Source organism: uncultured Methanobrevibacter sp., from assembly GCF_937881195.1.
Taxonomy (GTDB): Archaea; Methanobacteriota; Methanobacteria; order Methanobacteriales; family Methanobacteriaceae; genus Methanobinarius.
The window spans coordinates 77672-102268 of sequence record NZ_CALGFC010000024.1 but is presented as its reverse complement, the minus strand read 5'-3'; the positions used below and the strand labels follow the sequence as shown (position 1 = coordinate 102268).

At 24.2% G+C, this 24597-nt stretch carries 21 protein-coding genes and 1 riboswitch; of the genes, 12 read left to right on the top strand and 9 right to left on the bottom strand.

Going from position 1 to position 24597, the window contains the following annotated elements:
• Window positions 1-411: 411 nt before the first annotated feature.
• From Q0087_RS03360 to Q0087_RS03340, 5 genes are all read right to left on the bottom strand, one after another.
• On the bottom strand, window positions 412-1251 hold the full coding sequence (locus Q0087_RS03360) for a formate/nitrite transporter family protein (protein ID WP_297898264.1): 840 nt from the start codon (window positions 1249-1251) through the stop codon (window positions 412-414).
• Between the two features lie 893 nt (window positions 1252-2144).
• Entirely contained in the window at window positions 2145-2387 is a 243-nt protein-coding gene (locus Q0087_RS03355) for a hypothetical protein (RefSeq protein ID WP_297898263.1), read from the bottom strand.
• A 271-nt stretch (window positions 2388-2658) separates the two neighbouring features.
• Window positions 2659-3225, bottom strand: coding sequence for an FmdE family protein (locus tag Q0087_RS03350; RefSeq protein ID WP_297898308.1), 567 nt, complete (start codon window positions 3223-3225; stop codon window positions 2659-2661).
• A gap of 36 nt (window positions 3226-3261) precedes the next feature.
• Complete coding sequence (locus tag Q0087_RS03345; RefSeq protein ID WP_297898262.1) at window positions 3262-4074, bottom strand: ABC transporter ATP-binding protein; 813 nt, start codon at window positions 4072-4074, stop codon at window positions 3262-3264.
• 137 nt (window positions 4075-4211) lie between these two features.
• Complete coding sequence (locus Q0087_RS03340) at window positions 4212-5222, bottom strand: iron ABC transporter permease (protein ID WP_297898261.1); 1011 nt, start codon at window positions 5220-5222, stop codon at window positions 4212-4214.
• 488 nt (window positions 5223-5710) lie between these two features.
• Between Q0087_RS03340 and fdhD the strand changes: the two genes are divergently transcribed.
• Both fdhD and Q0087_RS03330 read left to right on the top strand, forming a co-directional pair.
• Window positions 5711-6463, top strand: a complete 753-nt coding sequence (fdhD, locus tag Q0087_RS03335) for a formate dehydrogenase accessory sulfurtransferase FdhD (RefSeq protein WP_297898260.1) — start codon at window positions 5711-5713, stop codon at window positions 6461-6463.
• Between the two features lie 223 nt (window positions 6464-6686).
• The gene (locus Q0087_RS03330; protein WP_297898259.1) at window positions 6687-6941 is read left to right on the top strand and encodes a carboxymuconolactone decarboxylase family protein; all 255 of its coding nucleotides are present in this window, start codon (window positions 6687-6689) and stop codon (window positions 6939-6941) included.
• Between the two features lie 194 nt (window positions 6942-7135).
• Here Q0087_RS03330 and hxlB read toward each other — a convergent pair whose 3' ends face one another.
• A complete protein-coding gene (hxlB, locus tag Q0087_RS03325; RefSeq protein WP_297898258.1) occupies window positions 7136-7726 on the bottom strand; it encodes a 6-phospho-3-hexuloisomerase in 591 nt (196 codons plus the stop codon).
• Between the two features lie 566 nt (window positions 7727-8292).
• On the opposite strand from hxlB, the gene Q0087_RS03320 reads away from it, so the two are divergent.
• From Q0087_RS03320 to lysS, 4 genes are all read left to right on the top strand, one after another.
• Entirely contained in the window at window positions 8293-9213 is a 921-nt protein-coding gene (locus Q0087_RS03320) for a LysR family transcriptional regulator (protein ID WP_297898257.1), read from the top strand.
• Window positions 9214-10007: 794 nt separating this feature from the next.
• On the top strand, window positions 10008-10934 hold the full coding sequence (locus tag Q0087_RS03315) for a carbohydrate kinase family protein (RefSeq protein ID WP_297898256.1): 927 nt from the start codon (window positions 10008-10010) through the stop codon (window positions 10932-10934).
• A 590-nt stretch (window positions 10935-11524) separates the two neighbouring features.
• Window positions 11525-12829: a phosphomethylpyrimidine synthase gene (thiC, locus tag Q0087_RS03310; RefSeq protein ID WP_297898255.1), complete on the top strand. Its 1305-nt coding sequence runs from the start codon at window positions 11525-11527 to the stop codon at window positions 12827-12829.
• A gap of 510 nt (window positions 12830-13339) precedes the next feature.
• Window positions 13340-14926 carry a lysine--tRNA ligase gene (gene lysS, locus Q0087_RS03305; RefSeq protein WP_297898254.1) on the top strand — a complete coding sequence of 529 codons (1587 nt, stop codon included), beginning with the start codon at window positions 13340-13342 and terminating at the stop codon, window positions 14924-14926.
• A 335-nt stretch (window positions 14927-15261) separates the two neighbouring features.
• On the opposite strand, the gene Q0087_RS03300 is transcribed toward lysS, so the two are convergent.
• Window positions 15262-16398 carry a cation:proton antiporter gene (locus Q0087_RS03300; RefSeq protein ID WP_297898253.1) on the bottom strand — a complete coding sequence of 379 codons (1137 nt, stop codon included), beginning with the start codon at window positions 16396-16398 and terminating at the stop codon, window positions 15262-15264.
• A gap of 23 nt (window positions 16399-16421) precedes the next feature.
• Window positions 16422-16495: riboswitch (Fluoride riboswitch) on the bottom strand.
• A gap of 284 nt (window positions 16496-16779) precedes the next feature.
• A complete protein-coding gene (locus tag Q0087_RS03295) occupies window positions 16780-17718 on the bottom strand; it encodes a radical SAM protein (protein ID WP_297898252.1) in 939 nt (312 codons plus the stop codon).
• Window positions 17719-18155: 437 nt separating this feature from the next.
• Here Q0087_RS03295 and Q0087_RS03290 point away from each other — a divergent pair, with 437 nt between their 5' ends.
• Window positions 18156-18848, top strand: coding sequence for a M48 family metallopeptidase (locus Q0087_RS03290; RefSeq protein WP_297898251.1), 693 nt, complete (start codon window positions 18156-18158; stop codon window positions 18846-18848).
• A 170-nt stretch (window positions 18849-19018) separates the two neighbouring features.
• Here the strand turns inward: Q0087_RS03290 and Q0087_RS03285 are convergent, their stop codons facing one another.
• A complete protein-coding gene (locus Q0087_RS03285) occupies window positions 19019-19141 on the bottom strand; it encodes a hypothetical protein (RefSeq protein ID WP_297898250.1) in 123 nt (40 codons plus the stop codon).
• 78 nt (window positions 19142-19219) lie between these two features.
• Between Q0087_RS03285 and Q0087_RS03280 the strand changes: the two genes are divergently transcribed.
• From Q0087_RS03280 to Q0087_RS03260, 5 genes are all read left to right on the top strand, one after another.
• On the top strand, window positions 19220-20449 hold the full coding sequence (locus Q0087_RS03280) for a hypothetical protein (RefSeq protein WP_297898249.1): 1230 nt from the start codon (window positions 19220-19222) through the stop codon (window positions 20447-20449).
• A gap of 278 nt (window positions 20450-20727) precedes the next feature.
• Window positions 20728-21444 carry an NB-ARC domain-containing protein gene (locus Q0087_RS03275; RefSeq protein ID WP_297898248.1) on the top strand — a complete coding sequence of 239 codons (717 nt, stop codon included), beginning with the start codon at window positions 20728-20730 and terminating at the stop codon, window positions 21442-21444.
• Between the two features lie 267 nt (window positions 21445-21711).
• Window positions 21712-22929 (top strand): ATP-binding protein, encoded by a 1218-nt coding sequence (locus tag Q0087_RS03270; RefSeq protein ID WP_297898247.1) that lies wholly within the window; start codon window positions 21712-21714, stop codon window positions 22927-22929.
• Window positions 22930-23461: 532 nt separating this feature from the next.
• Window positions 23462-23788 (top strand): DUF2085 domain-containing protein, encoded by a 327-nt coding sequence (locus Q0087_RS03265; RefSeq protein ID WP_297898246.1) that lies wholly within the window; start codon window positions 23462-23464, stop codon window positions 23786-23788.
• Window positions 23789-23831: 43 nt separating this feature from the next.
• Window positions 23832-24341: a hypothetical protein gene (locus tag Q0087_RS03260; protein WP_297898245.1), complete on the top strand. Its 510-nt coding sequence runs from the start codon at window positions 23832-23834 to the stop codon at window positions 24339-24341.
• Window positions 24342-24597 lie beyond the last annotated feature (256 nt).

The following is a 24597-nucleotide window of genomic DNA, read 5'->3' as shown; positions in this document are numbered from 1 at the left end:
ATAATATCCAAATAAATAAAAATAATATTAATTATTATAAATATTTATATTAGTATTACTCATTAATACTACAAATACATTAAACTTAATAATTTATTACTAACAATTTGGATTCCTATTTTAAAAAATGAAAGCTAATAAAATTTGAATGATTTATTGATAAATAATTATTAATAAAATTCTTATTAACAAAAAATTTAATAATACAATTTAAACTAATTTAAGTAATTAAATCAAGTAATTAAAATATTGTAACCAATATTTATTTTTAAATTAATATTATCAATAAATTTTGTCAAATCGCAACGTTAAATCGTTAAAATTATCATAAACTAATTTTATTAGCTATCTTAAATTATTCCATTTATTATATATCCTGTTTTATTTTAACTTCATAGTCTTAATTTTTAGCTAAGTACTCAGATCCTGTCCTCTTAAATAAGTATACCAATACAAGAATCCTACAAAAATAGCCCCACCAATAATATTACCTAAAGTAACAGGGATTAAATTATTAACAAATAGTTGATACCAAGTTACTTTTCCAAGGAAAATTCCCACAGGTATAAAAAACATGTTAGCAACACTGTGCTCAAACCCTAAAGCTACAAAAGCCATAATTGGGAACCAAATACCCATAATTTTTCCAATAATATCATCAGATGCAATAGCCAAATAAACAGCTAAACAAACAAGCCAGTTACAACCAATAGCCCTGATAAATGCCTTATCCCATGTTAAAGAAACAACAGACTTACCTGCTGCCATAAATTCAGCACCACCTAAAGCTTTAGTCTGAGCAATTGTAAGAGCATTACCCATAAAAGGTTCTACAGTTAGAATACCTGCTAGATATGCAAAAACATAAGCAACAAAAATAGCACCTACAAAATTGAAAATCCAACTAACAACCCAATTCTTACTTAAACCTTTTAAACTTGACTTACCAGTTAAAACACCAACAGCCATATACATATTATTTCCAGTGAAAAGTTCTGATCCTGCTATTACAACTAGCATCAAACCAACTGGAAATACACCTGCGAAAAATAGTTTCACGAGTCCAGGCGGGAATCCAGCAGCAGCCATACCACCAGTAACAACCTCAGCCAATAGACCTCCAAATGCGATATATGCACCAGCAAGGAAACTTAAAATAACAACATTTCCAAATGGTGCTTTCTCTTTAAGTTCTGCAATACCAGCAATAGCTTTAGCAGTATCAACAGGACTTTTAAAAGACGAACCCATAATCTCAACCTCTTAAATATTGTGTTTAGATCATATTAATACATAAAAATGTACTAATATGCAATTTTATTTTATACTTAATTTAATATTAAGTAAATTTATTGTAATACTTTTGTAATAAAATTTCTATATTTTTTAATATATTTTTTAATATAATTAAAAAATTCAATAATACTCTGATGTTACGAATTTTTAAAAACTTATCATAGTATTATTAACATATGATTTGTGAGATAGTATAAAAATAATTATCTTTTAAAAACAAAAGACAAAATTTATATATAAAATAATACAAAAATAATAATCTCCTAGTAAATAATTAATAATATTATAAAAAATCATTAATTATTTAATTAAAACAAACAAAAAGAAATAATAATAAATATAAAGCTTTTAATTAAAATATAACTAATTTTTAAAAAATATTTAATAAAGATAATAATTTTAAACAAATTAAAATTTTAAATATTTTATTTTTTTGATTTTTGTATATACGAATAATTTGAAAATTAATTCAATTATATATAGTATCTAATTGCAAATTACTAACTATTAATTTTGATATAATAATTTTATATTACAAAATATATTTTATTGTATATAAAAGTAATAAAATATTAAAATAATTATTATTATAATAATAATATAATACTTATTTATATTAACATAATAATAAAAATTAAAAATTTAATTAAAATATATAAATAAAATAGTAAAAATCAAATAAATACAAAAAAGTAGAAAAATGATAAATAACAAAAAATAAAAAAATAGGAAATTATTAAGATAGAAATAAAAAAGTAAAATAAAAAATTAAAATAAAAAATTAAAATATTAATAATTAAAATATTAATAATTAACATATTAGTAAGTAAAATATTATACTTAAAAAATTAATCTTTGCCAACAATTTGTTCCTGAATTTTTTTATTTATTTTATCTTTTGTTTCACCCTTAATTTGAGCTTCGATTTCTTTTTCAATTTTTTCATTTACTTTTCCTTTAATCTGTTCTTGTATCTGTTTTTCAACTTCAACTTCAACTTTACCTTTGATCTGATCATCAATTTCAGCTTGAATTTCTGATTTAATTTTTCCTTTAATTTGTTCTTGAATTTCTTTATCAATGTTACCCATACAATCACCTATTAGTAATAAAATAATATTAACTATCAGTATAAATTTCATAATATATATATTTTATTAAATAAAATTCATGCAAATAAAAATTAAAAATAGGGGAAATAATATTACTTATTATGAATAAAAAAAGTTTTAAGGAAGATATATTAAAAATAATTAAAAAATATGGCCCTAAATTTAAAATTAACAAATTAAAATATTTTAATTTAAAAAATTGTAATTAATAAAAAATATTTAGTAATAAAGAGAATATAAGATTTGAAAATTAAATAATTCTATAATATGAGCCTTCAGCACAAGATTTACAAAAAGTTTTTCCACCTATTAAGACCTGTTTACCATCCATTATTTTTTCATTACAAGATGTGCAAAAAACTTTATTTCTAGGACTTCCTGGAAATTCATTCTTATCTAATAAGATCTCTATAGGTTGTAAATGGAATAATTTTTCACTTGGGGTTTTCTTAAATCTTTCAATCATTTCTTCAGTAGTTTCATCTATTTTTTCTTTGGAATTTGCATCTATATCAGTAATTCTAAAAGCTTCGCCTGTAGAAATATTATAAAAAGAAGCTGCAAATTTGCCATAATTCATTTGTTTTAAAGACCTTTTTCCCATAGAACAACCCGTTACAGCCTGAACAGCATCAGACATGCAACGATCAATTTCTAAAAAGACAATTAAATCTTTATTTTTATTATTTAATTCCATCCCTAATTTTCCAATAGCATAAATAGCTAATTTTGTCCCTATTACAATTCCTCCACAAATATCTCCGTGAAATTTACCTGCTTTTTCTAATTGTTCATCAAAAATCTTTTTATTATCAATAATATCCATTCTAACACCAAAAATAATTAAAAAAAATTATTCTGAAAAAATATTGAAATTAAAAGAAGAGTTACTTTTAATAGGAACGCAAATTTTTCTATTTTCAGAGATTTCCAACAACTCCAAATCGATATTATAAAGAAATTTTAAACTTTTCTCAGTTATTACATTTTTTGGAGTTCCAAAATCAATTAAATGTTTATCTTTCATTATAGCTACTTTATTAGAAGATATAAATGCATGATCCGGAAAATGAGAGGACATGATAATAGTCAAACCTTTTTTTGAAAGAGCATCAATAATTTCTAAAAATCTAATTTGATTCCCAAAATCTAAATGAGACGTTGGTTCATCCAAGATAAGTAAATCAGGTTCTTGTGCTAAAACTCTAGCTAAAAAAACTAATTGTTTTTCACCACCACTTAAATTAGTATACTCCCTATTAGCCATGTGAGATATATTAAGATTTTTAAGGACATTCATTGCAATTTTAATGTCTTTTTCTCCAGGAGATTCTGTTAAACCGAGATATGGTGACCTACCCATTAAAATTACATCAAGAACTGAAAATGGAAAAGTTGGAATATGACCCTGAGGAATATATCCTATTATTTTAGCTATTTCTTTGAAACTAAGTGATTTCAATGATTTTCCTTTCAAAAATACTTCTCCTTCTTTAAGATGGTTTAGACCATTTAAAGATTTTAGTAAAGTAGTTTTTCCAGTACCATTAGGACCTAAAATACATAAAACATCACCTTTAGATATGCTAAAATTTATATCCTCAAAAACATTTTTTTCATCATCATACGAAAATGAAGCATTTTTAATTTCAAGTATTTTATCCATAAAATCACTTTAATTACTAAAAACTTTAATTATTAAAATATTTACTCAAAGTATTTTTTTCTAATTATTATAAAATTTAATTCTTCAAATTTATCATGTTGTTTTATATAAAAAATTGGATTAAAACTACAAATAACTTAAGACCACTCCGAATAACCTTTTCTGAGCAAATATAAAAATATTGGGACACCTATAATTGCAGTTAATATTCCAATTGGAATTTCAATAGAAACAAAAGTTCTTGAAATTGTATCAATAAGCAAAAGAAAACTAGCCCCAATGCTTAAACTAGCAGGCAATAAAAGTTTATGATTAGGCCCAACAATCATACGAGATATATGAGGTATTAAAAGGCCAACCCATCCAATTATGCCACTAATAGAAACTGCAGCAGCAGTTACTAATGTAGCTGCAACAATTATAATCAACCGTAATCTTCCAGGATTCACACCAAGAGATTGGGCTTCTTCATCCCCCATAGCTAAAATATTTAACTTCCATCTTAGCATTAAAAGTATTGTTACCCCAATTAAAATAGGAATTATTATAACATATAATCTTTCTATAGTAACATCTGCTAAACTTCCCATTAACCAATAAACTATTTGAGGCAGTTTATCTGTAGGATCTGCAACAAACTTTGCTCCTGAAATTAAAGCATTGAAGAAAGCAGATATGGCTACACCACACAAAACCAAGACTAATATTCCTCCAGCTTTGTAACTTTTAGAAATTAAATAGGTTATTGAAACAGAAATTAGGCCAAATATAAATGCAAAAATTTGAATCATCCAGTTCCCAGCAGCAAATAAAATTGCAATACATGCACCGAAACCAGAGCCCGCAGATACACCCAAAATATCAGGAGATACAAGTGGATTTTTAAAAATTCCTTGAAATGCCGCACCAGCTATAGCAAGAGAAGCTCCAACCAACATAGCAGCTACTATTCTAGGTAATCTGATATTAAATACTATAGAAGTTATTGCAGGAGAAACTGATAAATTAGGATTTATTAAACTCAATAATGTTAATATTACATCAGTGGGAGAAATTGGAAATCTTCCTACTAAAAAAGAGATAAAAAATAGAAAAATTGGTAAAAATACTAAAATAGCTAATGCAAAATATTTTTTACGAAAATTCATTATATCGTCCAATAATTCAGTTTTTTATATTTTTTGAAAGATTTATCGCTATCGAAATGAAATTATTTTATTATAGATAAACATTTAACAAATTTTTATTTCAAAATAACAGATTAAATAAAAAATTTTTTGAAAAAAATTATAAATCAACATTAATGAGATAAAAATAGTAGATTATTTTACAATTTATGCCATTACAATTATATTATAATTATATTAGAGATTGATATATGGATTTTAAGTCCTATAGAAGAATTTAATATTATACTCTCCGATGTGAATTTAAATACATGTCAAACTATTGTATAAATTTCTTTCTATATAAACCTAACCAAAAATAATTTAATCAGATAATAATTAGCTAGAAAATATATCATATGAATAATAAATAGTAATAATATAAAAAATATTGAAAATATTAAAATTATTAAAAATTATTAAAAATATTAAAATTATTAAAAATTATTAAAAATATTAAAAACGATAAAATGAAATTAACAAGAAATATAAATGCCATTAGCTATAAAAATGGGAAAAATATTAAAAAATTTGAAGAAATTGTGTACGATGAAACAACTAACCTAACGATTAATAATAAAGACATATATACCTTTTCAAGCATAAATAATTCTCTTAAAGACTTTGCAATAGGATATATGGTAGGAGAAGGTATAATAGATAGCATAAAAGAAATAAAAAAAATTGAAATTGATGAAACAAATATAGATGTTGAAATAAATAATTATAATGAAAAAAAAGATTTAATTCTACCTTCAGATAGTGCTGGTGGTTGGAGATCGAAGATAAATTCAATAAAGCCTATAACATCCCATTTAAAAGTTGAAAAAGACGAATTAATATTAAATATAGAAAAACTCAAGAAAAATGCCATTATCTGGCAAAAAACTGGAGGAACACATGTAGCAGCATTTGTAAACAATGAAAAAGACGAATTTATTGTTAGAGAAGATGTTAGTCGTCATGTTGCAGTTGATAAAGTAATAGGTGCTGCAAAAAGAAAGAATCTTGATTTTTCAAATTCATATATAATATATAGTGGGAGAATGCCTGCAGACATGGTTATAAAAATAGTTAGATCGGGAATACCATTACTTGCTTCAAATGCAGCACCATCATATTCAGGATATAGTGTTGCGAAAAAAGGAAATGTTACATTAGTTGGATTTATAAGAGGAGATAGATTTAATGTTTACACTCATTTTAATAGGATAATTTTTTAGTTTCAATAAATCTATATTTAATAAGTTTCAATAAACCGATATTTAATAAGTTTCAATAAATCGATATTTAATATTTCAAATGTTAATAAATTTTTAAATGTTAATAAAATGATATAATATTATAAAATAATTATATAATATTGACAAAAAAGGAGATTTTAAAATTAGTTTACCAAAACAATATAAAACAATAAGAGAAAAATTTGAAAGATATGGAAATGCATTGGAAGAACTTGGAAAAGCAAGTAGAGAAGGACCAATTGATGAAAAAACAGTTCAGTTAATACAGTTAGTTGCAAGTGCATCAATTAGATCAGAAGGATCTGTGCATAGCCATACAAGACGTGCTTTAGAAGCTGGAGCAACAAAAGATGAAATTTACCATGCATTGATCTCAATTACAAGTACCATTGGTTTTCCAACCGTAGCAGCAGCAATTTCGTGGGCAGAAGATGTGATGTTAAATAATGACGAATAAATTATTAATTTAATGATGATTGTATAATAAATAATAAAAAAAAGAAAATAAAAAAGAAAATAAAAAAGAAAATAAAAAATAATAACAAATAAAGAATGAGATTTTGATAAAAAGTAAAATAAAAATTAAAAAAGTAAATAAATAAAAAATATAGGGAAATAAAAAATAATTAAAAGATATATAAAAATAGAAATCTATTCTAAAACTGTGTGACGATATTTTAAATCATCTTCTGTTTTACCCATTTTTTGCATTAATTCGGCTATAAGTCCATCTAAAAAAATGAGAGAAGTTAGTTCAAATGCTGTACCAAGAGGAGTTAAAGAAACATAATTTCCATCAATTTGTCTTTTAATATAATCTTCATCATCTATATCAATTTTTGTTCTTCCTTTAACCTTCATAACACAGTCAGCAAGTTTTCCCAATGAAGACTCAGGATAAGAAGTGAGAGCCAAAGCTTTTGAACCCCTATTTTTAGCAATACTTACTGCTGAAACAATAGTCTTAGTTTCACCAGAACCAGAAATAGCCAATATGCAATCATCATCATATATAGCAGGAGAAATGGTTTCCCCAACAACATATGCACTAAGACCTAAATGGACTAATCTCATTGCAAAAGCTTTAGCTACAAGTCCAGAACGTCCTGCGCCCATGACAAATACATTTTTAGATTCTGTCAATATTTTCATAAACTCTTCTATTGTATTTTCATCTAAAAGTTCAGTAGCAGAGCTTATATTGCTTAAAATTTCTTCAATAGCTGTTTTCATTAGATTCATACTTCAACCTTAATATTATATTGATTTTAATAGAGATTAATAATAAATTTATATGCTCACAATGAGCAAAGCTTTAAAAATTGAAATTATAAAGAAATAATATTCATAGAATAATATTACTATATTATATCATGACTTAATCATGAGCTAATATCTTCAATTTAATATCATAATTGCACCAATATTATAATATTATCCATTAGGATATATTTAACTATAGATTTAATTATATATTATACTTTTAATTATAAATTATGAATTTTAATTAAAATAATATAATATTTTATATTTTTCATATAACACACAAAAGGAAATTGCATTAATATACTATGTGCAATATATAATTTTTCTATAGTATAGTACAATATAATTTTTATTAAATTTTAATTTATTTAAAATTATTTATTTAATTAATAAAATTTAATTAATGAAATATGATAATTTATTAAAAATTAAAATTTAATAAAAATTTGAAATCTAAAAAAATAATTTTAAATAATAGCTAGAGACTTAATCTAGATGATAATTAATAATTATCATCAATAAATAAAAATGTGAGTAATTGTATGAAATATAAGATTGAACCAAAAATTGAAATTGAGATTAATGGTGAAGCTTATAGCCATAAACTATTTGAATCGTTAAAACTATTGAATGAAATGAATTCTCAGAGAGCTGTTGCCAAAGAACTTCAAATATCTCACTCAGTTTTAAATAGAAGAATAAAAAATGCTGAAGATAGACTTGGTTTTAAAATAGTTAAAATATCTGGTTCTCGAACATATTTAACTAAAAAGTCTAAAAATTTAGTTAATATTTATGAAAAATATAATTCCCGAGTATCCGAAAATGAAAAAATAACAATTGCAGGAGGACATATAGTAACTAATTTTTTAGATTCTATATCTACCGAGATCCCATTTGAAGCCGATATTTATAGTAGTGATGACATTACTGCATATAAATTAGCAGAAAAAGGATTTATTGATATTTTAGCTCTTGATGATCCACAAATAGCATTTGAAAAGGATTTAGATTTTACAGTGATTGGATATGATAGTTTAGTTCTAGTTTCAAATGATCAAAATGAATATATGAAAATTAAAAAAATGAAGGATATGGAAAATCTTAATTTTGTATCAATAGAAGGTAATGCTCAGAGATTAGCTTGGAATACTTTTGATAAAAATAAAATACCTTATAAAATTATTAAGATAGTTAAATCAGAATTTGATGCATTTAAAATTGTTCAAAATTCTAATAAATTATACACATTTTTAAATGCTAGTTATTTTAAAGGAAATAAAGTATTAGAAAAGGAAACAAAACATGCAATTAGTTTAATTGCAATTAATCCTGAAAAAAAAGAAGTCCAGGAATTTATAGAGTATTTTTCTAATGAAGGCCAAGAATTAATATCTCAAGAAGGTTTTGTACCGATAAGACCTTGGAAAACAAAGAAAAGAAAAATAAAATTATCAATTTAAAATATTTAAAAAAAATTCAAAATAAAATGAAAAATTCCAAAAATCTTTTAAAAAGATTTAAAATATTTAAAAAATTAAAAAACATTTGAAAAAGAATTTATATGTTTGAAAAAGAACTTAGTATTTTTTAAAAGGAGTTTAATAATCTTTTATAATTTATATCACTTTAATTATAATAGTATTAAATTTGATAATTCACTTAAAATACAATAATTTAAGAATAATATTTAATCAAATTAAGTAATTGTTTTAGATTTAAAAACTGTTTGAATATATAAAAAGCCCAAAAATTAAAAATAAATAAAATAATATGTCCTACATATCCATCATCTAATGTTTCATGAAACTAATAAGAATAAGCTCATGTATGGGTTCGTCTTTTCATGCATTAGACAATAAATTATGTAAGAATTTATTATCTCATCAAGGCTTAAATATATTTACATTATAATACTTATATTTTTCTATTTTTAAAGATATTTTCTGTATATAGATATATAACATAATTATAAATGAATGAAAAATGCTAAAATAATTATTTAATCTTTAAATAAATATTAAATAACTAACTAAATAAAAATAATAGAAAATATTGAAAACCAATAGGAAAAAATTATTTTTATTAATATATAAAGATATAATAGAATTTTTAATAAAAAAAGATTATAATAATAAATAATAAAAATAAATAATAAAACAAATAAAATATCATAATATTGTCAATTTAATTTTCAATATTATAACCTAATTCATTATTAAAATCTTATAAAAATCAAAGAAAGAGAGGTTTTTAATTGACTAAAAAAAAGGATTTACTTGTTATAGGCCATACAGCAATAGATTATATAATGACCGTTGAAGAATTTCCAAACCCAAACTCATCTACACCTATAAAAACAATGAAAATATTCCATGGAGGAGCAGGAGCTAATGTAGCTATGGTTGGATCAAAATTAGGTCTTAAAACATCACTTATATCCGCAGTAGGAAATAAATTTTTAAAATCAGAATATTTAGATAAAATGCATGATTTAAATATTAACACCGAATCAATGATCATGTCTAAAACTGAAGATACTCCAACTGCTTTTGGTATGACAAATAATAAAGAAGACCAAGTATTTTATTTTTATTGGGGGGCAGGAAAAGAATTTTTAAAAGCTGATCCTCCCGAAAAAGTAATCCAATCTAGTGAAGCCATTCATTTAGCTACTGGAGATCCAACATATAACCGAAAAAGTAGTATAATAGGTAAAAATAATGAAAAAACAGTTTCATTTGACCCTGGTCAAGATTTAAACATGTATGATTCAAAAAAACTTAAAGAAGTTATAAAGAATAGTACAATACTATTTGGAAATCATCATGAAATAGAAAGAATTCAAAATTCTTTAAATTGCGACATAGCTGGATTAAGAGAATTAGGCCCAAGTATTATTGTTAAAACTTGTGGAAAAGAAGGCAGTATTGTTTATACTCAAAAAGAAAAGATAAAAGTTGATTCCATATACCGACCTGCTGTTGATCCTACGGGAGCAGGGGATTCATATAGAGCTGGTTTTTTATATGAATATATTAATGGAGAAAGTCTTGAAAAGTGTGCTAAGTTTGCATCTGCAGTTTCTTCATTTATTGTAGAAAAAAAAGGATGTCAAACAAATATTCCTATTTTTGATCAAGTAATTGATAGAATGAATAATTTTTATAATAATCAATATTGAACAATTATTTTAAATTATTGATTTAAATTATTATTTTAAACTATTATTCTAAATTATTATTTTGAGCTATTATTTTAAAGTATTATTTTAAGCTATTTCAATAAGATTAGAGAAAATTATTAATCTAATTTATATAAAGAATAATAGAATAAAAAATAAAAATTGAAATAAATATATAAAAAAAATTTAATGAAAATATAATTAATAATTTATTAATAGCTAATTAATAACTTATTTATATTATTTTATATTTTTAATAAAAAAATAATATTTAATAAAAAGATCAAATATAATTTAAATTTTTCAAGTGTAATTTAAGCTTATTATTCAATTATGAATATAAAATAGATTAGTTTATAAACTATGAGCTTATAATAAGATATATTCAATCTAAATGTATTTAAATTCAAATTAAATTTATAAAATTAAATACTATTTGAACTAATTTTGGTTGAGATAAATTTCATTTTTAAAATGTTTTTATTAGTCCCTCTGAAAATTTAAAAAAACATAGAAAATTTGAAATTATTGCAAAAACTTTGAAAAAAAGTGAAAATTTTAATATTATCTAATTTAAAATGTGATTAATTATGACACAAATAGAAGATGCAAAAAATGGTATAATTACAGAAGAAATGAAAATAGTAGCTAAAAATGAAGGAGTTTCCGAAGAATTTATAAGAAGCTCCGTTGCTAATGGTACCATTGTAATTCCCTCAAATGTCAATAGAAATATAACTCCATGCGGTATTGGAGAAGGGCTTAGAACAAAAGTAAATGCAACAATTGGAACATCAACAGATATTGTTGATTTTGATGAAGAAGAACTAAAAGCCCAAATAGCTATAGATAACCAAGCAGACAGCCTAATGGAACTAAGTATTGGTGGAGACCTTGATGAAATTAGAAGAAGAATTTTAAAAATGTCTGATATTCCTGTTGGAAGTGTACCAATTTATCAAGCAGCTATTGAAACAATTCGTAAAACTGGATCCGCTATTGATATGGATGAAGAAATAATGTTCAAAACAATTGAAAAACAAGCCAAAGACGGTATAGATTTTATGGCTATTCATTCAAGTGTTAATATTGAAACTTTAGCTCGCCTTAAACGTCAAGGAAGAGAAGGAGGGCTTGTAAGCCGTGGTGGAGCATTTATTTCTGCATGGATTGTAGAAAATGAAAGAGAAAATCCTTTATTTGAAAATTTTGATTACATTCTCGAAATAGCAAAAGAGCACGATGTCGTACTATCATTAGCTAATGCTATGAGAGCAGGAGCAATAGCAGACTCTACAGATAGAGCTCAAGTGCAAGAATTGATTATACTTGGAGAATTAGTTGATAGATGTCGTGATTTTGGTGTTCAATCTATGATTGAAGGACCTGGACATATCCCTATTAATGAAATTCCTGCTAATGTGACAATACAAAAGAAAATGTGTAGAGGAGCTCCATTTTACATGTTAGGACCTATTGTATGTGATATTGCACCTGGTTATGACCACATTGTTTCTTCAATTGGTGCTGCTGCTTCAGCTAAAGCAGGAGCTAACTTTATTTGTTATGTTACACCGGCAGAACATTTAGCATTACCAGGACCAGAAGATGTTAAAGCAGGAGTCATATCAACAAGAATTGGTACTTATGTTGGAGATATGGCAAAAGGAGTTCACAATGGAGAAAGAGATTTAGCTATGGCAAATGCAAGAAAGAAACTTGATTGGGAATCACAATATAATTTAGCTATTTGTCCAGCTGATGCAAGAGCTATAAGAGAAAACAGACCTCCAGAAGATCCAGAAACCTGTACAATGTGTGGAAACTATTGTGCAGTTAAAATAGTTAATGAATGGTTAGATCAAGCTGAACCTGATTTCTTTGATGAAGTTTAATAATATATTAAAATTTAATACTATAATTTTTAATTAAATTTAGTATTATTTATTTTAAATTTATTATTTTTAGTGAATTTATTTCTTTTAATTAAATAATAATCAATTATTATTAAAAATAAATATAATAATTATTTATTTTATTTTTTAATTATTATAAAATTACAATTACCAATATGTAATTATAAATGTATTATACCCATATACTCTAATTTATTCTATTAATTTTTATTTTTTAACATACTTGTCACATTTAATTTATTTTATACTTAATAAATAGATAATTATATAATAATTAGTATTATATAAAAATATTAAATATTATCTATTGAATAGTTTAAAAATTATTAATAATAATATTTATAAGAATTGAAAATAAATTTATATAATGCTTATTATTTAATACTGATTTTAAATTTAATAAAGAATTTAAAAATAAAAAATATAATCAAAATAATTCATTACTATATTTTAAATAAAATTACAAATTATTATTTTACTGGTGAAATGATGAAACATTGGATAGAGAGAATAGCTGACGATTTAAAAGAATGGAATGTGGAAAAACATGTTATTGCAAGTGGTACATCAATATCAGGGTCAATACATATTGGAAATTCATGTGATGTATTTATAGCAAATGCTGTGGGAAAGAAATTAAGAGAAATGGGTGAAAAATCAGAAACTATATGGATAGCTGATGATCATGACCCCCTTAGAAAAGTTCCACACCCATTACCAGAGAGTTATGATAAATATCTTGGTATGCCTTACTCAAATATTCCATGTCCTGATGGATGTTGCGATAGTTTTGTAGAACATTTTGAAAAACCACTTTTAGATGTTTTAGATGATTTTGGAATTGAATTAACTCCTAAATCTGGTTTTAAAATGTACAAAGACGGAACTTATGATGAATATATAAGAATTTCATTGAAAAAAGCAGCAGATATTAGAAAAATATTCAATAAGTATAGAGAACATCCATTAGCAGAAAATTGGTTGCCATATAATCCTATATGTGATGAGTGTGGAAGAGTAAATACTACTACAAGTTATGGTTTTGATGAAGAAAATGATATAATTTCCTATAAATGTGAATGTGGGCACGATGGGAAAATGGATATAAAATCTGGAAATGGTAAACTAACTTGGAGAGTAGAATGGGCAGCTAGATGGAAAATATTTGGAGTTACTTGTGAACCATTTGGTAAAGATCATGCTGCTAGTGGTGGATCTTATGATGTAAGTAAAATAATATCTGAAGAGATTTTTAATTATAGAGCACCATATCCAGTTCCTTATGAATGGATTACACTAAATGGAGATGCAATGAGTAAATCCAAAGGAGTATTTTTTACTCCAAAACAATGGTTAGAAATTGGGCCTGCAGAAAGTCTAAATTATTTTATATTTAGAAGTAAACCAATGAAACATAAAGATTTTTCACCAAATATGGCTTTTCTTGACTTCATAGATCAATTTGATAAAGTTGAAAAAGTTTTCTTTGATGAAGAAGAAGCACCATCAGAAAAAGAAGGTAAAAAATTCAAAAAGATTTATGAAATAGCTCAAATAAAAGAAGGAGAGTCTCTCCCATTTAGGCCCCCTTATAGATTTTTAACAGTAGCTTATCAAATAGCTGGAAATAATCCTGAAAAAATATTTGAAATTTTAAAAAATAATTCCCAGTTGACAAAAACTTTTGAAAATAAAAAATTTGAAGATTTGAAAGAAAAAGAAATTATTCAATTTGAGGAAAGGATTGGACAAGTAAAGAATTGGTTAGATAAATATGGACCTAAATTTGTTAAATTCCAAGTTATGAAAAAAATCCCTAGATTAGAGTTATCCGATGAACAGGAAGCATTTCTTAAAGATTTAGCCAATTTAATTGATGAGAAAGACTTTAAATCAGCCGAATCACTACACGATGAAATGTATGAAATATTAAATAGCTATGGATTAAAACCACAAAAAGCATTTCAAGCCATATATAAAATGATTCTTGGACAAAAACAAGGCCCTAAAGCAGCTTCATTCCTATTATCATTAGATAAAGACTTTGTAATAAAAAGATTAAGAATGGAAGAGTAATTAAAATTATAAGAATATAAAGCTATTTAATATACTACTTTTATTATAGTTTATTCTTATTCTAATTTACTCTTATTTTAATTTATTATTATTCCAATTTATTTTTATTCCACTTCTTTATTATTATTATTATTATTATGATTCTTTATTATTCCAATTGATTTTTATTCCACTTCTTTATTATTATGATTCTTTATTATTATGATTTATTTTTATTCTAATTCATTTTTTATTTATTACTTTTTTTATTATTTTTTCTTATCTTTATTTAATGGATACTTATTTCTATTTTTATCTATTTAGTAATTATTTTTATTTGATTATTGCTTACCATATCAGTTTAAATCTTCTAAATGTTTTGGAGTGAACCATTTTTGAGCAATAATTGTTGGTAAAACAGCACTTAAAACTAAAACTCCTGTTAATATAGAATAAGAATAAGTGTCTATAAGACCAATATTTAAACCAAATAAAGTAGCTATTAAACCAAAAGTCAAACCTGTACTCATCATTAATGTAACATAATTAGTATTAGAATCTAAATACTTTTTTGTTACAAAGTAAACACCAATAAATTTAGCTACCTGTCTAAAGGCAAAAATTAATATGAAAATTCCTATTCCAGAAATTACTAATGGTATAGATACTTTCATCCCCCCCACAATGAAAAAAACAGGAGTTACAACTGCAAATGCAACAGTTTTTATTCTTTCTTTTGCTTTTTGACCATTAGACTTTCCATTTAAAGTATTTGAAAGTAGCATACCTAAAATAAAAACAGGCAAAATAGCTTGTCCACCCCCTAATGCTGCAAAAAACATTAAGATAAAAAGTAATAGAAATATATATTTTATTTCTATCTCCAATACTTTTTCTTTTAAAAATTTAGAGTTATCTAAAAATTTATAAGAATATTTAAAAGCAAGTACTAATAACAAGATAGATACTGCATAAAATATAATAATATAGATATTAGGGCTAGTAAAGAGTATACTCAATGCAATAGCAGTACATATATTTGTTATAAATGTTGCTCCCATTAATATTTTACCAATATCATAGCGAAATAAGTTTTGTTGGAGTAATGTTGAATAAACAACAGCTATTGATGTTTCAGATAAAGCTGTTCCTGCTAATAATGATGCCATTAAGTTCCATCCAACTAAAAAATGAACAACTAAAAAAATTAAAATAAATGGAATTAAAAAAGATAAGAATCCTATTAAAAAGGTTTCTTTAAATTTTTCCCGCATAAGTTTAACATCAATCTCAGTTCCAGACAAGAAAGTTAGTAATATTCCTCCAAAACTTGCAATGAAAATCATCCAAGTTTCAGAATGAATTATGCCTAAATTCCCCGCTATAACGCCAAAAACTATCTCTATAACTGATACAGATAATCCCAAACGGACTGAAATTAAACTTGATAAAAAAACTAGTATACCTAATATTACTAAATACAAATCTGCCATAATAATCATCAACTAATATATTATAAATAGTAGAAGTCATCATCCAGATTTAAAAAAATGGCGGTTAAATAGGTGGAACCTCATCACCTTAATTCTATAATAAACATCTTAATCTAATAATAAATATTCTTAATCTAATAATAAAAGATTAATAAATATAATAAAATTCATTAAAAAATAATGATAAATTTAAATTACAATTATTTATAAGTATATAATATATTTTTCTTTATTATAATATTTATATTTTTGTATATACTTTTTTTAATTATATATTTATCACCATTTTTATAAAAATTAATATTATAATGAAAAATCTTAATTAAAAAATCTTAATTAGAACTTCTTAATTAAAACTTCTTAATTGTTGCTTAAAATAAATTAATAGTCAAAAAGCGAAGATTGTCTTGATTTTTTGTGATAAAACTTCATTTTTTCTTTAATCGCCTTTGAATAATTAGTTTCAAGAGAATATTTATTTTTAAAGTTTTTAATTTTCATGAATAAATCTTTATTATAATCTTTATCAACTTTACCATTTTTATACAAAGAAAACAAATCATGATAAATATTAGGAAACTCTTTTTTAATAAAATTAAAGAAATATCCTCTTGTTTTGCCATATAAGTTAAGAGGTCCGGAAATAATAGAATTTACATTTATTTTTTCTGCATTTTTAAAGACTGAATTGATATTCTCATAGTTATCAGTTAAATATGGAATAATTGGCATGAAATGAAGTCCACATGAAGCATTGGTATTCTTTCTTATCTTTTTTAAAATATTTAGTCTCTTCTTTGGAGAAATTGCATTTGGTTCAATTGATTTTTGAATTTTATCATCAAAAGTAGTTATTGATACAGCTATATTTAAAAAATTAACTTCAGATAATTCATTTATTAAATCTAAATCACGAAATATTAAATCAGACTTCGTTGAAATTACCGCAGGATTTTTATATTTTATTAAGGTTCTTAATATATCGGGCATTAATTCATATTGCTTTTCAATAGGTTGATAAGTATCTGTTACAGTTCCTATAGCTATCATCTCATTTTTCCAACTTGTTTTAGAAAATTGTTTTTCAAGATGTTCATTTATATTAGACTTTATGTAAATATTATCAAAGAAGTTATTAGATTTTGAGCTTATATTCTCATTATAATTATGTTCAATATATTTATGAGAATATAAAGCATAACAATATTTACATCTATGTTCACAACCCCGATAAATATTTAAATCCCATTTATAAGGCATAGAACGTTTAGTTTTTATACATGCACTTTTACAAATAACTTCTTTATAAACTTGTTCCATATGACCACTAAAAATATTGTAATTAATTATTTTAGAATAAAGTGTTAAAATAATTAGTGAAAGCACTTGCAAAGTAATTAAAAAAATAATGAAAAAATAATGAAAAAATTAATAATTATATAAAAATGGAAATGGATATAAATAAAATAATAATTAAAAATTTAATATAATAATAAAAGAATAAAAACTAATATTAGAAGAATAAATCTTCTAAAAATTTATCTAATAATAAAATATATTATAATATACTAGATATAATAGATTTAAGATAATAATTCATGGAATAAAAGAACTTAATATAATTATAAAAATATCAAGTTTTATTTAATATAGAAATATAAACTTTTATTTAATATATAATTATAAACTTTTATTTAATATATAATTATAAACTTTTATTTAATAATTATCTAATCATTGATAATACATAAGATAATATGAGAGAATATAAAGTCACTTATTCAAAAAGAAAAACGATTTCAATTAAAATAAACGAAGATAGTAGCTTAGAAGTTAAAGCCCCTTATTATTTATCTAAAAAAGAAATAAATGATTTCGTTAATTCAAAAGAAGAATGGATAGCTAAAAACACAAAAGAAATTTCAGAAAAATATCGATTGAAAAGAGATTTTAATCTTAATTTTAACGATTATGTTTTTGTTTACGGTGAAAAAGCAAGCATTAATCCCATTAACGGTAATACTGCAAGTTATGATAAAAAAGAAAAAATATTCTATATCCCAGAAATAGCTAATTCTAAACAAATTAAAGAAATAATAATCGAATTATATAAAATAATAGCTAAATCACACATTAATCAGCGGATTAAGTTTTTTTCAAAACAAATGAATGTGAAACCAGCTAAAATAGGAATAACAAGCGCTAAAACAAGATGGGGAAGTTGCAGTGGAAAAAATAGTGTTAATTTTTCATGGAAACTTATTATGGCTGATGAAAGCACAATAGATTATGTTTTAATTCATGAATTAGCACATATAAAACAACACAATCATTCGCCTAAATTTTGGAACATAGTAGAATCTATAATGCCAGACTATAAAGAACAAAAAGAAAAATTAAAAATACTTGGTGAAAAACTTAGCAAAGAGAATTGGGATTTGAATAATTAATAATATCTGAAAAATAATAATCTAAATAAATAATAATGCAAAAATAAGAATTTAAATAATAATAATAATAATCTAAATAAATAATAATGCAAAAATAAGAATTTAAATAAATAATTAATAATTAAAATTATAAAAAATAAAAATTAAATTATAAAGAGTCTGTGAAAATACTATAGCTTCTTTTTAAAACAAAATGAATCAGGATCTCCTATATAAATCCCAAAACCTTCAGTTAATTCATAATTGAGTTTTTTATATAATGATTGAGAAGAAATATTATTTACTCCTGTCACGAGTACGATTATTTTTATACATATTATTTTTCATCACCTCTCTTGGAAAAAATAAATACAAATTGAGAGGTAATAAATATGAATATGGAAAATAATGATTTAAAAATTTTAAATCAAATAATGAGTAAAAGAAATGTCGAAAATAGAACATACTACTCATATAAATCTTCTTTAAAAAATTATATCCAATTTCAAGGAACAACTTTTGAAAAATTAATAAAAGAAGCAGAAAAAGAACAAAAAGCTAAAATAAGTTGGTATGATAAAACAATAGTTAAAAGATTAACTGCTTATAGAAAATATTTATATAAAAATTTCATGGGTACAACAGCAGCCGCTAGATTAAATAATATTATAAGGTTATATAAGGCCTGTAATATAGAAATGAATGAGCTACCATATTTCAACAAAAAAAATGCAAAATATAACGATCCCCTAACTTGGGATGATTTAGCTACCCTAAATGAATTAAAAGAAATGATTGACATAAGTGATCCAATTGTGCCTGCGATATTTTTATTTATGCTATCCTCTGCTTGTGCAAAAATAGACACATTAAATGTTACTATTTTAGATTTTTTAAAAGCAACAGAACCATATCACAAAATTGAAACTTATGAGAATGAATCTGAAGAGGAAATAATTATAGAAATATTAACTAAACTTTTCAAACATAAAAAAGACATGATTCCAACATTTCGTTTGAAAAGACAAAAATCAAGAAAATATTTCACTGCATATTGCAGTCCTGAAGCAGTTAAAGCTATTGTAGCTTATTTAATATCACGAACAGATAAACTATCTTATAATAAGAGATTATTTAAAATTAATCAAAGATATTTTGATGATAAATTTAAAGAAGCAAATAATAAATTAGCTCGGTTCAAAACTAGAGAAAAGAAAAGATTCACAAGCCATATGCTTCGTAGAATGAATGCTAGTTTATTATATAAGAATAATTATCTTGATACTAGCGAAGAGTATAAAATAGCTTTAGAAAAAGATCAAATAGAAGCATTACATGGCCGTTCCAAAGGTGATTCAATAGAAGTTGCTTATTATAAAGATAATCCTGAAATATTGCGGAATCTCTATATAAGGGCGTTGCCCCTGATAACTGTTTCTCATGAATATACTAATGAAGAATTAAATGATATTATTAATTTTGAATCTGAGAAAAAAGCTGATGATAAAACAGAAGCTATTAGAAAGGAATTAGATGAGAAAACCAAATCAGAAAAAGCTATGAAAGAAGAAATTAATGATTTAAAGAAAACTCAGGATTTAATTCTCTCAAAACTTAATTAAATAAATACATAGTATTACTTATAGAGCTGACTTAGTAATACTATTATTTTTCAATAGCTCTCCAGGTTAAAATGTTTTTATAATATTTTACAAATTTTTATCACTTGCTCAAAAAAAAGATGACTTTTAAGAAAAAGGTGATAATAATCATGAAAACTGTAGAAAACATATTCGACGAAGTTATTCAACAGGAAGGAACACTATTCAAACAACCAGAAGTATTCACACTAGAATATTTACCAGAAATATTAAGATTTCGTGACAAACAAATAAGAGCAATGATAAACCATAGCAAAGCATTAAATAGTAACCATGCCCCTACAAATATGGAAATTACAGGACCCTATGGAACAGGTAAAACAACAGCAGTTAAAAAATATTTTGAAATAATCGAAAATAAATTTAATGTAGCAACAGCTTATATCAACTGCGAATTTGAAAAAACAGAAAACCAAATTCTAACCAAAATATATAATAAACTCTATAAAAAAAGTGTGAAAGCAGGAATAACAACAAACATGCTCAAAAACAAAATAGTAAACTACCTTGCTAAAACAGAAAAAATACTAATAGTATGTTTAGATGACTATGGATCAAATAAAATAACAAGTGAAGATATAGACCAAATAAACAAAGTCATGTACACTTTACTAAGAGCTCATGAAGTAAACAACAAAGCCAAAATCAGCCTTATAACAGTAACCAATAGAAGATATATCAACTTTGTACTATCCCAGAGCGTTGAAACAATATTCAGACCAGCCAATGTTAACTTCGATGCATATAGCTTAAATGAGATTAATACTATTTTAAGTGATCGTTGTAAAATAGGTTTTGCTAATGGAGTAATCAATGATGAAGTAATTCATATGGTAGCTGAACATGCCTATCGTGAAGGAGATTTAAGAATAGGAATAAGAAGTTTATATGATGCAGGCCGCAATGCTGAGCTTGTAGGCAGTACTAGTATTGAAAGAGAACACTTAGATTTTTAAAATCTTTATAATTTATATTAATTATTAGAGATATTGGTTAAATAGAAATATTTAATATTAACTTATTATATATAAGAAAATTGCTTTTTTAATCAGGTTTAAATTTAAATGAAACTAATGAGATAGTAATTATTATAAAATAATTAGAAAACAAAATGTTTTGGCGAAAAAATTAATATTGCCAAAAATATTCATCATTTTCAAAAGAAACATTTATAAAATTATAAGTAAATATAATATATTAATTTAATATTATAGAGGATAAGTATGAATCAATTTAATAAAATTAGTCCTTTTCAACCCGAAGAACCTGTTGAACCTGAGAAGTTTGAAGGTAGGAAAAATATAATTGAGAAAAATTTGCCTTTTTTAAATCAAGCGGCAAATGGTATCCCTACTCATTTTTTCATAAAAGGTAAAAGAGGGATGGGAAAAACATCTTTAGCTTCTTATTTTAAAGATATTGCTGAGCGCAAATATAAGATGGTTGGTGTTCATGTTCTTAATGATGGAGTTCATGATATTGATTCGTTAATTAAACAGATTATTGAAAGATTATTAAATGAAATTGAAAAAGAAACATGGTCTGATAAAATTAAAGAGAAATTAAAAGACCATATAAAAACTGTTCAAATACTTGGTAATAAAATAGAATTTAATCCCGATAAGAGAACTACTTCTCACATAAAAGATAATTTTCCTTTTTTCTTGAAAGATCTTGTTGAAAATTTTGATGATAAAAAAGGACTTTTTATAATAATTGATGATATCAATGGGTTAAGTGAAACTCCTGATTTTGCTAATTGGTATAAAAGTTTTGCAGATACTTTGTCTACACGCTTTAGAGGAGAATTGCCTATTGCATTTATTCTTACTACTTATCCCGAAAATGCTCAGAAATTATATGATCATAATTATTCCTTTAATAGGCAGTTTAAGCACATTGATATTGAAGGGTTGGAAAATAATGAGATTAGGGATTTTTTTATAAAGTCTTTTGGTAGCCTGAATATCGATATTGAAAAAGAAGCTATGGATTTAATGGTGAGCTTTTCATCAGGTTTACCTAACATGATGCAAGAAATTGGAGATGGGGTCTTTTGGATTAATAATGATTTTGTTATAAATAAGGAAATTGCTTTAAAAGGAATTATTCGTGCAGGGGGAGAGATAGGAATCAAATATTTACAACCGGCTTTAGATAATTCTATTAGAAGTGAAAGATATTTAACAATATTTCGAGAATTAGGAAATGATTTTACGAGCTCAGACTTAACAAAAGAATATACCTTCAGAAAAAGAGATTTCGCATCTAAACTTAATACTAAAGAACAGAATGCATTTGGAGATTTTTTATCTAGGGCTAAAGAATTAAAGATTATTGAATATGCTGCTGCTCCAAATACAGGGGTTTATAAATTTACAAATAATTTGTACCCTATCTATTTTTTTATTCAATATATTGATTATCAAAATAAAAATTAATCATCTCTCATATTATTTTGATATTACTTTTTAAATATTTTATTTTTTACACTTGCAATGTTACTTTTTTTCTCTTATTTTTAGCTATTATTTATTCTTTATCTTTTTTTATTCTTTTTGGGACTTTTTTACACTTGAAATCTTACTAGGGTGTCGCTCGATTTTATATATTATACGGTATAATATATTAATTGGGGGTTTTAATTGAGGTTAGGAATATTTATTCTTAACCTCTTTCTTCTAAAAATTTAGTAGTGCTGATAATAAAAAGTATTACTAAAAATTGTAAATTTTAGCATTCATATATAAAAGAATCCAAAATATACAGCTAATAACATTTTCCCAGGGAAAGTAAAAAGTAATATTTTGTAAATGGTAAATATGTAAAAAAATATTATAAATAATTTATAATTTTTTATTTATTATTAATAAATCCATTTATAAAGAATTATATACCTATCATAACAAAAAAAAACATAGAACTATCATTAATAACTAATGAAAATATAAAAAATTTAATAAAGGAATTTCAATGAATATTTTTAAATATTTCTGCCATCAAAAACCTGAAAGAAGCTTTAAAATAAATAACTATCAGTTCCCTGTTTGTGCTAGATGTACAGGCTTTTATATAAGTATATTTGTATATGTAATTATAGCAATGAATATCGCAATTACATATACATTATATACTACACTATTAGCACTTATATTAATAATTCCGACTGTTGTTGATGGAACAACACAGTATTTTGGATTAAGAGAAAGTAATAACACTTTAAGATTAATCACTGGTTTGATGGGAGGATTTGGATTGATGATAATTTTAAAAACATTGAAATTCATGTTCATTTATTAATCAAATGAAAAAATAATTAAAATTGAAATAAATGAGGTGCAAAATGACTGAAGAAAATAAACAAAACATAAATGAAGAAAATAAAGAAAAGAAACCAATCTATAAACAGAAAAAAGGAATAATAGGAATTATTATAGGTGTATGTTGTATAGGAATATTAATAATTGCTGCAGCAGGAATGTTCAGCTCAGATAAAACTGGCACAAATGTTTCAACTGATACAGACTCTCAAGATCCTTTTAATGGGAAAAATGCAAAGATGGAAAATGTGACTATATCTTCTAGCTATGGTTATTTTGATGTAAATGGAAAAATAATGTTTAAAAATAGTGAATCTGTTTATACTGAATTATCAGCGGTTGTTACTCTAAATGATGGTAGTAAAGTTGAGGAGTCTATAGTTAAAAATTGGAATAATGTTGAAAAAGATCAATGGTATCAAGTTGATGGTAATTTATTCTCTACTAGTGGAAATGATTACTCTTTATCTGATATAAAAAGTGTTGATTTTACTCATGATGGGGAAACTATTTATACCTGGACTAATGAATAATTTATGGATAATTTTATAGTGTTTGTGTTAGTATAAACACTATTTTACTTATTTTTTATTAAAACTTTTATTTTTTTAAAAATTAGTTAAATAAGTAAAATATTATATATGAGTAAAAATAAACAATAAAATCGGTAATCGTGAGATTTTATCAGTAGTGAAAGGTTCAAACGGTACGGCAATACCTCACCAATCTCTACTGAACGGTTACCAAATCTCATTACTCTGTAGGAGACAATAAAATTAGAGCAACCAA